The sequence below is a fragment of the Candidatus Poriferisodalis sp. genome (assembly GCF_965219595.1).
In the GTDB taxonomy this organism is placed as follows: domain Bacteria; phylum Actinomycetota; class Acidimicrobiia; order Acidimicrobiales; family Poriferisodalaceae; genus Poriferisodalis.
In genome coordinates this window covers 835699-849107 of record NZ_OZ244781.1, presented here as the reverse complement: position 1 = coordinate 849107, position 13409 = coordinate 835699, and the positions used below count along the sequence as shown (strand labels likewise).

General features: G+C 70.6%; 13 protein-coding genes. 9 read left to right on the top strand and 4 right to left on the bottom strand.

Features of this window, described 5'->3' with window-relative positions; all coding sequences use genetic code 11:
- Positions 1 to 9: 9 nt before the first annotated feature.
- Positions 10 to 873: a PAC2 family protein gene (locus ACOQPE_RS03515; protein WP_420610532.1), complete on the bottom strand. Its 864-nt coding sequence runs from the start codon at positions 871 to 873 to the stop codon at positions 10 to 12.
- Between the two features lie 194 nt (positions 874 to 1067).
- Between ACOQPE_RS03515 and ACOQPE_RS03510 the strand changes: the two genes are divergently transcribed.
- From ACOQPE_RS03510 to ACOQPE_RS03495, 4 genes are all read left to right on the top strand, one after another.
- Complete coding sequence (locus tag ACOQPE_RS03510; protein WP_420610531.1) at positions 1068 to 1535, top strand: GNAT family N-acetyltransferase; 468 nt, start codon at positions 1068 to 1070, stop codon at positions 1533 to 1535.
- Between the two features lie 54 nt (positions 1536 to 1589).
- Positions 1590 to 2093 carry a DoxX family protein gene (locus ACOQPE_RS03505; RefSeq protein ID WP_420610530.1) on the top strand — a complete coding sequence of 168 codons (504 nt, stop codon included), beginning with the start codon at positions 1590 to 1592 and terminating at the stop codon, positions 2091 to 2093.
- A gap of 101 nt (positions 2094 to 2194) precedes the next feature.
- Entirely contained in the window at positions 2195 to 2650 is a 456-nt protein-coding gene (locus ACOQPE_RS03500; protein ID WP_420610529.1) for a GtrA family protein, read from the top strand.
- Entirely contained in the window at positions 2650 to 3270 is a 621-nt protein-coding gene (locus tag ACOQPE_RS03495) for a class I SAM-dependent methyltransferase (protein ID WP_420610528.1), read from the top strand. Before ACOQPE_RS03500 ends, ACOQPE_RS03495 begins: the two co-directional genes overlap by 1 nt.
- Before the next feature lie 79 nt (positions 3271 to 3349).
- Here the strand turns inward: ACOQPE_RS03495 and ACOQPE_RS03490 are convergent, their stop codons facing one another.
- The 3 genes from ACOQPE_RS03490 to ACOQPE_RS03480 are packed head-to-tail and all read right to left on the bottom strand — an operon-like array spanning position 3350 to position 6595.
- Positions 3350 to 4474 carry a prenyltransferase gene (locus ACOQPE_RS03490; RefSeq protein ID WP_420610527.1) on the bottom strand — a complete coding sequence of 375 codons (1125 nt, stop codon included), beginning with the start codon at positions 4472 to 4474 and terminating at the stop codon, positions 3350 to 3352.
- Positions 4464 to 5246: a class I SAM-dependent methyltransferase gene (locus ACOQPE_RS03485; protein WP_420610526.1), complete on the bottom strand. Its 783-nt coding sequence runs from the start codon at positions 5244 to 5246 to the stop codon at positions 4464 to 4466. The genes ACOQPE_RS03490 and ACOQPE_RS03485 overlap by 11 nt, the downstream gene beginning before the upstream one ends.
- On the bottom strand, positions 5246 to 6595 hold the full coding sequence (locus tag ACOQPE_RS03480; RefSeq protein ID WP_420610525.1) for a glycosyltransferase family 4 protein: 1350 nt from the start codon (positions 6593 to 6595) through the stop codon (positions 5246 to 5248). Before ACOQPE_RS03480 ends, ACOQPE_RS03485 begins: the two co-directional genes overlap by 1 nt.
- A gap of 172 nt (positions 6596 to 6767) precedes the next feature.
- Between ACOQPE_RS03480 and hemE the strand changes: the two genes are divergently transcribed.
- The 5 genes from hemE to ACOQPE_RS03455 are packed head-to-tail and all read left to right on the top strand — an operon-like array spanning position 6768 to position 13407.
- Positions 6768 to 7880 (top strand): uroporphyrinogen decarboxylase, encoded by a 1113-nt coding sequence (hemE, locus tag ACOQPE_RS03475; protein ID WP_420610524.1) that lies wholly within the window; start codon positions 6768 to 6770, stop codon positions 7878 to 7880.
- Between the two features lie 51 nt (positions 7881 to 7931).
- Positions 7932 to 9458 (top strand): protoporphyrinogen oxidase, encoded by a 1527-nt coding sequence (gene hemG, locus ACOQPE_RS03470; RefSeq protein ID WP_420610523.1) that lies wholly within the window; start codon positions 7932 to 7934, stop codon positions 9456 to 9458.
- Positions 9455 to 10909 (top strand): apolipoprotein N-acyltransferase, encoded by a 1455-nt coding sequence (gene lnt / locus ACOQPE_RS03465; RefSeq protein WP_420610522.1) that lies wholly within the window; start codon positions 9455 to 9457, stop codon positions 10907 to 10909. The genes hemG and lnt overlap by 4 nt, the downstream gene beginning before the upstream one ends.
- Positions 10910 to 10958: 49 nt before the next feature.
- Positions 10959 to 13211, top strand: a complete 2253-nt coding sequence (locus ACOQPE_RS03460) for a HelD family protein (RefSeq protein WP_420610521.1) — start codon at positions 10959 to 10961, stop codon at positions 13209 to 13211.
- Complete coding sequence (locus ACOQPE_RS03455; RefSeq protein WP_419916691.1) at positions 13204 to 13407, top strand: CDGSH iron-sulfur domain-containing protein; 204 nt, start codon at positions 13204 to 13206, stop codon at positions 13405 to 13407. The genes ACOQPE_RS03460 and ACOQPE_RS03455 overlap by 8 nt, the downstream gene beginning before the upstream one ends.
- Positions 13408 to 13409 lie beyond the last annotated feature (2 nt).

Here is a 13409-nt window from a genome sequence, read left to right as displayed (position 1 = left end):
CGCTGCTGATCAGTCTGGTTCCTGCTGACGCAGGAACTGCTCCAGCTCGTCGATGAGGCCGTCGGGGTTCTCGACCATCTCGCTGAAGTCCTCCACGGCTTCGGCGGCCGACTCCTCGAGGATCTGCTGCGCGTACTGGGCCAGCGTGTCGTCGCCGGCAACCAGCTCGTCGATCTGGCGGCCGTAGTTGGCGGCGGCGCTGTGCAGCTCCGATTCGCCCAACGTCACGCCCAGGAACTGCCCCACCCGCTCGGCGAGCGCCAGGGCGGCTTTCGGCGACGGGTAGTTGTGCACGTAGGTGGGCACGGTGGCCCAGAACGACACGCTGTCGAAGCCGGCCCGGTGGCAGGCGTCGTTCAGCACGCCGATGATCCCGGTGGGACCCTCGTAGGTGGACTGGCGCAGGCCCATGTTCAGGTTGAGGGCGGTGTTGTTGGAGGCGCCCACCACGTTGACCGGTGCGTTGTGGTGTGTGTCGGTGAGCAGCGCGCCCAGCGTGACCACCGTGGAGACACCCAGCGATTCGGCCATCTCGATGATCACGTCGCAGAAGGTGCGCCAGCGCAACCGGGGCTCCACGCCCAGCACGGTCACCACCGGCCGGCCGTTGTCGACCTCGCCGATGCGCACATCGGGCGTGGGCCAGTCGATCTTCCGCTCGCCCTCGACAACCTGCACGCTGGGCCGCACCGAGGCGAAGTCGTAGAAGTACTCGGGGTCGATGTGGGCCACCGGGTGGCAGCGGAAGCGTCGGCGCAGGTACTTGGCGGATTCGGTGGCTGCATCGCCGGCGTCGTTCCAGCCCGAGAACGCTGCAATGAGGATGGTGTCCTTGCCGGGTTCGGGTCGCTCCAACCACTCAAGATGGCCCACGTCGGCGAGGCTAGCGGCACCCTGTTGTGAGCCGACCCTGTGCGGCGCGCCCGCTGCGGAGGCGGCAGCAGCCTCAGCGACCAGCGATCCAGCAGGTCGCAACGTCGCAGAGTCTCCTGCCGCCTCCACAGCTATGACGTCTGTGCCCCGAGGCCCATGCCTTCGGCAAGTTCCGTAGTCGTACGATGCTCATCGTGGCGGAACCTGGCACGTCGGCGGCTGGCTCGGACGCTGGTGTTCGCATTGAGGTGTGCGACGTTGTCGACGATGCGTTGGTGGGGGCGTTCGCGCGGTTGCACCCGCAGCTGTCCAGCTCGCCGCCGCCTGATGCCGCGGCGCTGGAGCGCATCGTCGGTCATCCGGCGAACACGGTGCTCATCGCGCGAGACGGCGCCGGGGAGATTTTGGGCGCGATGATCCTCGTGCTCTTCCCGCTGGCCAGCGGTTTGCGGGCTTGGATCGAGGACGTTGTGGTGGACGAGTCGGCGCGGGGCCGCGGCATTGGTGCTGCGCTCAACCGGCGGGCCATCGAGATCGCCCGGCAGGCAGGCGCCCGCACGGTGGATCTGACCTCGCGACCCGACCGGGAGGCCGCCAACCGCCTTTACGCCCGGCTCGGCTTCAACCAGCGGAGCACCAACGTCTACCGACTCGACCTGTAAGTACGGTTTGAGCGCGAGCGTCGCGCCGCACCATCTTGAGGAGGCCCCAGAACCATGGATCCCGACAGCATCAACTTGGGTCTGTTCGTGTTGCGAGTGATCGTGGGCGTCACCCTGGCGCTCCACGGCATCGCCAAGTTCCGCGGCGGCATCCGCGGCGTCGGCAACTGGTTCGCCGCCGAAGGGCTGCGCCCGGGACTGCTCCACGCCTACCTGGCTGCCCTCACCGAGATCGGCGCCGGCATCGGCTTGGCGCTCGGGCTGCTGACACCCCTCAGCGCGATGGCCTTCATCGGCGTGATGACCACCGCCGGGTGGGTCGGCCACCGCAAGAATGGCTTCTTCATCATCCGTGAGGGCTGGGAGTACGTGTTCGTGCTGGCCGTGGCCGCCGCGGCCGTGGCGGCGACCGGTCCGGGCGACTGGTCGGTTGACAACGCGCTTGGCCTCGACTGGAGCGGGCCGGTCTGGTTCGTGATCGCCATCGCCGGCGGGCTGGTCTCCACGCTGTTGCTGCTGGCCGCGTTCTACCGGCCGAACGCTCCAGCGGAGCAGTGACCGCCTCGTTCCGCTTGCAACACTTCGCCGGATCCTCTCGCGCCCAGAGATCCGCGCAGCCGAGATCCCCGCAGTGAGATCGTCGTTGTGAGGCGCGAGCGATGAGGTGGGGGTTCTTCGGGCGGCTGGTCGGCTACAGCACGGTGTCGGCCGGCACCGTGGTGGTGACCCAGGCCGTGCTGGTGGTGGCCTATGCGGTGCTGGGGTGGCCGGCAGTCGCGGCCAACGTGGTGGCGGTATGCGTCGCCGCCGGGCCGGCCTACTACGCGAACCGGCGCTGGGTGTGGTCTCGCACCGACCGCCACTCGCTCACCGGTGAGATCCTGCCCTTCTGGGCCTACAGCCTCGCCGGGCTCGGCATATCGTCGCTGCTGGTAGCGCTGGCCGACCGGTGGTGGCAGTCGACCGTGGCCGTCTCGGCGGCAAACCTCATCGGCTTCGGCGTCTTGTGGGCCGGGAAGTTCATTCTGCTGGACCGGGTGCTGTTCGCTCGGCCCGAGGTCCCCGCCGGCGGCCGTCCCGATGCCCGCCGCGCGGCGGACGCCCCGGAAGCGTGATGAACCCCGAGCTGGCGGCGCTGGCCCGGCAGGTGAAGGGCTTCATGCCCCACGACGAAGGCCTGGCGCTGTACCGCGCCGCCGCCGAGGTCGCCTCGCTGGGACCGCTGGTGGAGATCGGCTCGTACTGCGGCAAGTCGGCGGTGTACCTGGGTGCTGCTGCCGCAACCGCTGGCGGCGTGCTGTTCACCATCGACCATCACCGTGGCTCAGAAGAGATGCAGGCCGGCTGGGAGCATCACGACCCTGGGCTGCTGGACGCCCGGACCGGTCGCATGGACTCGCTGCCGGTCCTGCGCCAGACCCTCATCGACGCCGGCCTCGACGACACCGTCGTGGCCATCGTGGGCGACTCGGTCACGGTCGCGGCGCACTGGTCGAGTGCGGCACTCGTGTTCATCGACGGCGGCCACGGGGAGGCGCCGGCCCACGCCGACTACGAGGCGTGGTCGCCGAGAGTGATGCCGGGTGGGCTGCTGGCCATCCACGACGTGTTCCCGGATCCCGCCGACGGCGGGCGGCCCCCCTATGAGATCTGGCTGCGGGCCCTCGACGACGGCTTCGCTGAACATGCAGCCGCCGGCAGCCTGCGCGTGCTGCGCAGATCCGTCAGCCGGTGACGCTGGCCGGCGCGACGCCGGTTGTCCGCGTTTTGTTCGGGCCGGTCGGGCCACGGCATCCGGCCTCCGGCCAGACCGGTCAGCCGCTCGGCGTCGTGATGAGTGCGCCCGCGGCGCTGCTGCGGCGGTCGAGCGCGTCGGCGGCCAGCAGCACGGCCGCGGCGGTGTAGCTGGAGCGCTCGCCGTCGGGAAAGGTCCGGGACTTGGGCACGACCCAGCCGGTGTAGTAGCTGCCGTCGTCATTGCGCATCGCAGATGTGGCCTCGACGAGCCGGCGGGCAGTGGCGGCGCTGCCGGACCGCAGGTAGGCGAGCGCGCACTCGCAGGTCTCCGCCGCGGTCACCCAGGACTGGTCGGCCACGCAGCGCACGCCTTGACTCAACAGAAACTTGGGTGCGCCTGCAGCGAGGTGAGACCGGGCCTGCGCGCCCGTCAGCGCGCCGCACAGCACCGGGTAGTACCAGTCCATGGCCCAGCGGTCCTTGGGCTCAAAGCCGTCGGGCCGGTGGCGGATCTGGTGTTCGGTGCGGGCCAGGGTGCGCGCCCATGCGGGGCGCTCGTGACCGGTCAGTTCGGCCAGCGCGAGACCGCAACGCAGGGACTGGACGATCGACGACGAACCCGTCAGCAGCGCGTATGGCCACGGCGTGCCGTTGGCGTGCACCGCCCAGGGGATGTGCCCGCTGGCAGTGCGCAGGCTCACCACGAAGTCGAGCGCCCGTGCCACCGTCGGCCACATCGCCTCGACGAAGCCCCGGTCGCCGGTGGCGAGCCAGTGGTGCCAGACGCCCACGGACACGTAGGCACAGCAGTTCGTGTCGACCTTGAAATCCTTGATGCCGAGTGCGGTGTAGTAGTTGTGCCAGCTGCCTGCGTCGTGCTGGTTCGCCTGCAGCCACTCGTATGCGTTTTCGGCCGCTCGGTGACGCCCTGCCGACGCGAGTGCCATGGCCGCCTCGACGTGATTCCACGGATCGGCGTGCCCGCCGTCGAACCAGAGGATGAGACCGTCGGGCTGCTGGCACGCCTCGATGGCATCTGCGGTGGTAGCGACCTCAGCGCCTGTCAGCAGCGGCGTGGTCTGTTCAACGGCCTGCGTTTGGCGGACACGTCCGCGGTCGGGTGCCGTGGCGAGCCCTGAGTGACCGTTCGGTCCGACGTCGGATTCCGCGGCGAATTCCGCGGGCGCGAACTCAGGCTGCATGTGCGGCTCCTACTGGTTGGGCGACCGGCTCGGCCGCCCGACTAGCCCGGGCTTTGTAGGCATACAGCACTGTCGACTTCGGCAGCACCGCGTTGAGCAAGCGGTCGAGCGTGCGCGTCACGGGCGTCGCCGCCGTCATGTCCCACACCAGCAGCCGGTGGTACGCCCGCACCAGCGGATGCTGGTCATTGCGCGGCCCGACCAGGCAGCGCAGCCACCAGTAGGGCGTGTGCAGGCCATGCGCGCCGTGACTGTCGGAGACGTACAGGCCGGCCGCCGCCATCTTCGCCCGCAGTTCGCCAGAGCTGTAGATGCGCACGTGTCCGTCGGGCACCGCGGGTGCGTGGTAGTCGGCCGACAGCGCCCAGCAGACCCGTTCGGCGGCTCGCGCCGGAACCGTCACCGCGATCGTGCCGCCGGGCCGCAGCACCCGTGCCAGCTCGGCGATGGCCCGCTCGTCGTCGACGATGTGCTCGAGCACTTCCGCGGCGATGATCCGGTCGAAGCTGGCGTCGGGGTACGGCAAGGCGGTGGCATCGGCCACGACCGCGTGGCCGAGCTGCTGGTCGCCCGGCGAGTCGATCTCGCCGGCATCGTCCATGGCCGCGAACATGCCGGTGACGGCGCGCAGCTCGTCGGCGTCACGGTCAGACGCCACGGTGACGCAGCCTCGCCGGGCGCTCTCGAAGGCGTGACGGCCCGCGCCGCAGCCCAGGTCCAGCACCCGGTCGCCGCGAACAGCGCCGAGACGCTCGTAGTCGACAGTGAGCATCAGCGCCGACTCAGCCTCCGGATCGGCGACCTGCGCGGCGGCCGCGCTGGGGCCCCGGCCAGCAGCGCACGGTATTGCTCGACGGTCTTGCGGGCCGTAGCGGCCCACGAGTAGTTCGCTGCCACCCGCGCCCGTCCTGCCGCTCCCACGGTGGCACGCAGATCGGGCTGAGCGAGCGCCCAGCGCATGCGTGCCGCAAGCGCCTCCGAGTCGCCAGGCGGCACCTGCAGGCAGGTCTCGCCGTCGGCGCCGGTGACCTCGGGCAGCGCGCCCCCGGTAGTCGCCACCAGCGGCACCCCGCAGGACATCGCCTCGACGGCGGGCAGCGAGAAGCCCTCGTACAGCGACGGCACCACGGCGAGCTGCGCCTCGTTGTAGAGCTCCACGATGCGCTCGTCGGGCACGCCGCTCACGAACTCGACGCTGCCGGCCAGGTCGAGCCGATCGATGAGCCGGCTCGCCGCCGAGCCGTCCTTTGGCCGCCCGATCACCACGAGGTGCAGCGAGGGGTCTTCGGTGCGCAGCTTGGCCAGCGCTTCGAGCAGGTATGCGAGGCCCTTCATGGCCACGTCGGCGCTGGCAGTGGTCATGAGCCGGCCCGGCACCGGCACTACGTCGGGCAGGGGTCGGAACTGGGCCGGATCGACGCCCACCGTCACGACCCTCAGGCGGGCGGGATCGACGCCGAGGTCGGTCACGATGTCGTCGAAGCTGTTGGTGGACACGGTCACGATCCGGTCGAGGCGCCGCGCCACCCGGTTCTGCATGCGGGTGAAGGCGTAGAAGCGCCGCATGGCGAGGCGCTTGCCGCGGTTCGGTGCATGGGCGATCTCGAGCCGCCGGTCGACCGTGATCGGATGATGGATCGTGCCGAGCGTGGGCACGCCGGCCCGCCGCAGCCAGTCGATGCCATAGCCGAGGCACTGGTTGTCATGCACCAGGTCGAAGTCGTCGAGCCGGCTGCGCAGTGCCCGGAACGCTCGCAGGCTGAACGTCAGCGGCTCGGCGAACGAGGCTGTGCAGGTGATGAGCCACTCCAGCACGTCGATGGGCGAGCGGAACTCGGCCAGCTTGGGCACCCGGAACGGGTCGGGCATGCGGTACAGGTCCAGGCTGGGCAGTTCGGTCAGCTTGATGCCCGGGTCGAGGTGTGGGTAGGGCGGCCCACTGAACACCTCGACGCTGTGGCCGAGGGCTGACAGCTCACGTGCCAGGTGGCGCACGTAGATGCCCTGGCCGCCGACCCAGGGATGGCCGCGGTAGGTCAGCAGTGCGATGCGCAACGGCGGCCCGCTGTCAGCCGGCTCGTCGTCGGACTGCATGTCTGCCGGCCCGGTGTCGGGACCCATCGCAGCCTCCGTCGGAAAGCGAGAACCCGGCAGGCGCCGTCCCGGCAGAACCGGATTGAGCGGGCGAGCTCGTCAAGGTCGCGTGAGGCTACTTGCCAACCTGCCGAGGCCGATCTGGACGCCCGGACGGGAGCGGAGTATCCCGACCCGGTGCCGGTACCGTTCGCAGCGCATGGCTGACACACCTGAGGGCGCTGCGGCGCCGGCTGCAACGCTGCCGGCGGATCATCCGATCCACCGGTTGGGCGACAGCCTGTACCTGCGGGCGGCCCGCTGTCGGCGGACCGAGCAGGTGCCGGTGTGGTTCCAGCGCCAGGCGGGGCGCTCGCTGCCCGAGTACCGGGCGCTGCGAGGGCAGGGCAGCATTCTCGACGCCATCGCCGATCCGGCCACTGCCGCTGAGATCACCTTGCAGCCGGTGCGCCGCTACGGGGTCGATGCGGCCGTGCTGTTCTCCGACATCGTGGTGCCGGCCGCCGCAGTCGGCTTCGGGATCGACGTGGTGCCCGGAGTGGGGCCGGTGGCCGGCCAGCCGCTGCGCAGCCGCGCTGATCTGGATCGGCTGCCGGAGCTTGACGCCGAGGCGCACACCCCCTACGTGCTCGACACCGTCCGGCTGCTGGCCGCTGAGCTCGACGTGCCGCTCGTCGGGTTCGCCGGGGCGCCGTTCACGGTGGCGAGCTACCTGGTCGAAGGCGCACCTTCCCGCCAGCACCTGCGGACCAAGTCGCTCATGTACACCGACACGGCGCTGTGGCACGACCTCATGGAACGGCTGGCGTCCATTGCCGTGGCCTCGATGCGATCACAGGTGCTGGCCGGCGCCAGCGCCGTGCAGCTGTTCGACTCGTGGGCGGGCACGCTGTCGCCCGCCGACTATGCGGCATTTGTGGCGCCCCACAGCAAGCGGGTCTTCGACGAGCTGGCCGACTTGGGCGTGCCCCGGGCGCACTTCGGCGTGGGCACCGGCGAGCTGCTCGATCAGATGGCCGGGGTGGGCGCCGACGTGGTGGGCGTGGACTGGCGGGTGCCGCTCGAGGTGGCTCGCCAGCGGGTCGGGCCGGGCGTCGCGCTGCAGGGCAACCTCGACCCGGCCCTGTGCGTGGCGGGATGGGATGCCGTGCGCCCCGCCGCCGACCGCATCCTGGCCGCAGGCACGACCGAGCACGGCTACATCTTCAACCTGGGCCACGGCGTGCTGCCCGAGACTGACCCCACCGTGCTTGAACGGCTGACCGACCATGTGCACGCGTACCGGCGCCCGCTGCCCAAGCAACCCGACTGAGCGGGCGGTGGCCTGCATCGTGGCACCCCGTAGCCGTGGTGACCTGTCGGCATGACAACTCAGCGGGTTGTTGTGGTCGGCGGCGGCATCGCCGGGCTGACTGCTGCATACCGCCTGCTGCACCCTGCCGACGCGGGGGCCGAGGTGCCCCGTGTGGTGCTGATCGACAGCGCCGAGCGCCTGGGCGGCAAGATCCTCTCGACGCCGTTCGAAGGGCGGTTCGTGGACGAAGGTGCCGACGCCTTCTTGCTGCGGGTTCCGTGGGCGATCGAGCTGTGCGACGAGCTGGGCATCTCGGCCGAGCGCATCTCGCCGGCGGTCGGCGGGGCCTCGGTGGCCCATCCGGCCGCACGCGGCACACAGCTCACGCCCCTGCCTGATGGCCTCGTGGGCGGGGTGCCGACCCGGCTCGGACCGCTGTTGCGTTCGCCGCTGCTGGGCCGGGCGGACACGCTGCGTGCCGCGGCCGACTACGTCCTGCCTCGCTGGTTCACGATCACACGCCCGCTCGGGCCGGACGGGATTGACGTCGTGACCGAGGGCGAGAGGGACGAACTGGGCTCCTGGCTCAGCTCCGCCAGCGTGGGCGACATCGTGCGCGCCCGGCTGGGAGCGGCGGTGGCGGCGCAGGTGGTGGATCCGCTGCTCGGCAGCATCAGCGCGGGGGACATCAACCGGCTGGACGCCGCGACCTCTGCGCCGATCCTCGGCCAGGCGCTGGAGCGCAGCCGCTCGCTCATGCGGGGACTGCGCCAGATGCAGCCGGCGCCTGCCGCAGACGGCGCCGCACCAGCACCGATCTTCGGCAGCTTCGATGTCGGGATGGGCCGGCTGGTCCAGGCGCTGACAGAGCGGTTGGACGGGTGCATCTTGCGGCTCGGCACACCGGTGGAGGCCATCCGCCATCCCGCCACACGGTTCGCCGTGGACACCGGTTCCGAGGTGCATGACGCAGATGCCGTCGTCATCGCGGCACCCGCCCATGCGGCGGCGCAGATGCTGCCGGCCGCACCGCACGCTGCGGCAGCGCTCGGGCTCATCAAGTACGCGTCGGTCGCGGTGGTGACGCTCAGCGTGCGCGCCGATGCCATCGAAGCACCCAACGAAGCCGGCTTCCTGGTCACCCGCAACGTCGGCTGGCTCACGACGGCCTGCAGCTACGGCTCGGCCAAGTGGCCCAACTGGTGCGGCGTCGGCAGCAATCCGAACATCGTGCTGCGGGTGTCGGTGGGCCGGGACGACGATGACCGCCACACGCGCCTCGACGATGCCGAGTTGCGCGACACCGTTCTCGCCGAGCTGTCGAGCCTGCCGCCGCTGCGGGGCCTGAGCGACCCTGACGCGGTCGCCGAGTGGCGGGTCTCGCGCTGGCTCCATTCGCTGCCGCAGTACCGGCCCGGACACGGTCATCTCGTCGACCGGGTCGAAGAGGCGCTGGCTCGCGAGATGCCTGGTGTGTTCGTGACCGGGGCTGCGTACCGGGGTCTCGGCATCCCCGCGTGCATCCGGCAGGGCAATGAGGCGGCCGAGAAGGCCAGAGCGCACCTCGCCTCAGCAAGCACCCCCGCTTCGCCGTGAACCGGTTGCTTCGCGACGGCCTTGCGCTCGTGCTGGGCGCGCTCACCATGCTGTCGCTGCCGCCATGGGGGCTGTGGCCGCTCGGCCCGGTCGGGCTCGGCCTGTGGCTGCGTTTCTGCAACCGGGGAGCGCAGCGCTGGCGTGACCGGCTTGAGGTGGCCGCCGCATTCTGGCTGGGTGCGTACGTGCTCGGGCTGTTCTGGATGACCGAGCTGACCGTGCCGGGATGGATTGCGGCGGTGCCGGTCGAGACGCTGATCATGGCGCTGCCGCTCTCGCTCGTCCCCGCAGGCGGCCGATGGCGAGCTCTGGGCGTGCCCGCCGCGCTGGTGCTGGGCGAGGCGGTGCGCTGGCAGCTGCCCTTCGGCGGCGTGCCCATGTCGAACCTCGCACTCGGGCAGGTCGACGGTCCCTGGCTGGGCGCGGCCGTGCTTGCCGGTCCGCTCGGAATGGTGGCACTCGTCGGCGTCGGGGCCGTCATCATCGAACGCCTCTGCGCACGCGAATGGTGCGCGGTCTCCTGGCCGGCGGTGGCTGCCATCGGCATTCCGATCGCGGCGCTGGCCGTGCCGGACACGACCGTCGACGCCACCATCACCGCAGCGGTGGTGCAGGCCGGCGGCGAACTGGGCACCAACGTCGACACGCCGCAGCGCAGCGTGCGGCTGCGGCACCTCGACACCACCAATGCCTGGCAGGGCAGCGCCGATCTCATGGTGTGGAGCGAGAGCAGCACGTCTGCCGACGGCCCGCTGGAGGCCTCCGACAACCTGGTTGAGCTGGAGGCGCTGGCCGGGTGGCGCGACACGGTCCTGATCGCCAACTTCTACGAGCGGGCAGTTGACGCCGAGCGCTTTCGCAACGCCACGGTCGCCATCGATCCCGCCACGGGTCTCGCCGACCGCTACGACAAGGCCCACCTGGTGCCCTTCGGCGAATACGTGCCGCTGCGCAGCGTGGTGGAACCGTTCGCCGACCTGTCGCTGATCGCCCGCGAAGCCATCGCCGGCGAGGGTCCTGGCGTGCTGTCGACCTCGCTGGGCGACCTCGCCGTCGTCACCTCCTATGAGGTGTACTTCAGCGACCTCGTGCGCGACGGGGTCCGGGCGGGAGGCCGCATCGTCGCGAATCCCACGCTGGCGTCGTCGTACAGCACATCGGTGGTGCCTTCTCAATCGCTCGCCAGCGCCCGGCTGCGGGCGGTCGAGACCGGGCGCTGGGTTCTGCAGGCGTCCACCACCGGCTACAGCGCCATCGTGTCGCCCGACGGCGAGGTCACTCACCGCAGCGAGCTGCGCGAATCCATCGTGCTGGCCGGAGATGCGGAGCTTCGATCCGGTTCGACTCCCGCTGTGGCGCTGGGCTCCTGGCCGCTGATCGTGGCTGCGGCTCTGGTACTCGCGTGGTGCGTTTCGCCGGTCGGCACGCGCAGCAACCGTGCGGAGGGGTGACGAGCCGCGAGTAGCCTTGATCAGCCTCAAAAGCGGTGACGAGCCAAGCGTGAGCCATCCCGAAATCCAGGCAGAACAAGCTCATATCGACCGTGCGTACGCGTTGCTGGAGTCGTCCCGGCAGCGGGCGACGCGGCTGCGCGACATGGTTGAGGTGGGTCGAGGCGGCACACGGCAGGCCCGCTTCGAACGCGACGTGATCGAAGATGCCGTGGCCGGGCGCCTGAGCCAGCTGGAGCTCGGCTCGTCGTCGCTGGTGTTCGGCCGCATCGACCGGTCCGCGCGGCCGAACGGCGGCGCTGACAAGTTCGACGGCAGCCCTGATGGCAATGGCGCAAGCGAGACCTTCTACATCGGCAGGCTTGCGGTGGCCGACGAGCGCCAGGAGCCGGTGGTGGTGGACTGGCGGGCCCCGGTCGCCGAGCCGTTCTTCCGGGCCACCGGTGGCGACCCGCTCGGCCTGCTGCGCCGGCGGCACTTCGTGTGCCGCGGCCGCGTCCTTGCCGACCTCGAAGACGAGTTCTTCGACCTTGATGCGCTCGACTGCGAGAGCGGCGGCCATCGCTCCCGGCTGAGCGCTCACGGGGCGCTGTACGCCGCGCTCGAACAGCGCCGCGACGGCCAGCTGCGCCAGGTGGTGGCCACGATCCAGGCCGAGCAGGACGAGATCATCCGCAGCCCGCGCAAGGGCATCCTGGTCACACAAGGCGGCCCCGGCACCGGCAAGACCATCGTGGCGCTGCACCGCGCCGCCTACCTGCTGTACACGTACCGGTTCCCGCTGGCCGGGCAGGGCGTGCTCGTGGTGGGGCCCAACCGGCTCTTCCTGCGCTACGTGGAACGGGTGCTGCCCAGCCTGGGCGAGGCGGGCGTGCACCTGTTCGTGCTGGCCGACCTGTTCAACGAGATCTTCCCCGAGGTGCGGGTGCGCCTGGCCGACGCGCCCGACGTGGCGCGCATCAAGGGTGATGTCCGCATGTCGCAGGTGGTGAAGAACGCTGTGCGCGACCGGCAGCGCCCGCTTCGCAGCGATCTGCGCCTCGAGTTCGGCCTGGGGTACGTCACGCTGGCGGCGAGCACGTCGCGGGCCATCGTGGCCGAGGCTCGCCGCCGCTTCCGCCATCACAACGCCGGCCGGGCATATGTGGAACAGGCGGCCTATGCAGCCATGTCGGCGTCGCACCGCCGCCGCCCCGACCCGTCCAAGCTGCGCGAACGGTTCTCCCGTCACCCCGATGTGATGGAGGCGTTCGAGCGCATGTGGCCGCTGCTGACCCCTGCGCAACTGCTGCGCGACCTCTACGGCTCGCGTGCGCTGTTGCGGTCGGCGGCCGACGGGGTGCTGGCCGATGCCGAAACCGAGCAGCTGTACCGCCCCCGGGGCGACGGCGAGGCCGACTACGAGTGGAGCGACGCCGATGTGCCCATGCTCGACGAGGCCTATTCCGTGCTCGGGCCCCGGTCGCGCTCGCGCAAGCGCCGCAGCGACACCGAGATGCGCACCTACGGCCACATCGTGGTGGACGAATGCCAGGACCAGCCGCCGATGGCGCTGCGGATGATCGCCCGGCGGTCGCTGAACGGCTCGATGACGCTGGTGGGCGACGTTGCCCAGGCCACGTCTGCGCATGCGCCGTCGAGCTGGCACGAGATTCTGGCCCACCTGCCGTCGGGACCCGTTGCGCCACGGCTGTCCGAGCTCACGCTCAGCTACCGGATCCCCCAGCCCAGCCTCGAGCTGGCCAACCAGGTGCTCGCTGCCGCCGCACCCGGCCTGGCACCGCCCGCTGCGGTGCGCATCGACGGCTCGCCGCCCCGTTTCGTGACAGCGTCCGGCGGTGTGGCGCAGGCGGTGCTGGACACGGTGGTGTTTGAGGCGGCCGAGCTGGACGGCGGGAGCATGCTGGTGGTGTCGCCCGCCGAGTACATGGACGGCATTGCCGAGCTGCTCGCTGCTGCCGGCGTCGACTTCGGCCGCGCCACCGCGGCGAGCCGCAACGCCACTGGAGCGCTGCATCCGCATGTGACCCTGGCGCCGGTGCGGCTGTGCAAGGGGCTGGAAACCGACGGCGTGGTGGTAGTGGAGCCGGCTGCGATGATCGACGAGGAGCCGCAGGGCTTACGGGCGCTGTACGTGGCGCTGACCCGCGCCACCAAGCGTGTTGCGGTGGTGTCGTCGCGGCCGCTGCCCGAACCGCTCCATTCGGCTGCTGCGTCATGCGACGCCGGGGCGTGCAACACTGGCCGCATTGCCGCAAACGCCGCTGCGGCAGAGGCGAGCTCGGGAGATTCACATGGCTGATGTCACGGTGACAGTGCTGGACAATGGACCGCTGCTGGTGCGTGGTCCGTGCCAGGTATCGGACCACGAGGGGAACACGCTGTCTGAGGGCGATGCGGTTGTTGCGCTTTGTCGGTGTGGTGAGTCGAATACCAAGCCGATGTGCGATGGCAGCCACAACCAGGGGTTCGACGGGACATTGAACCCGCCTAGCTAGCG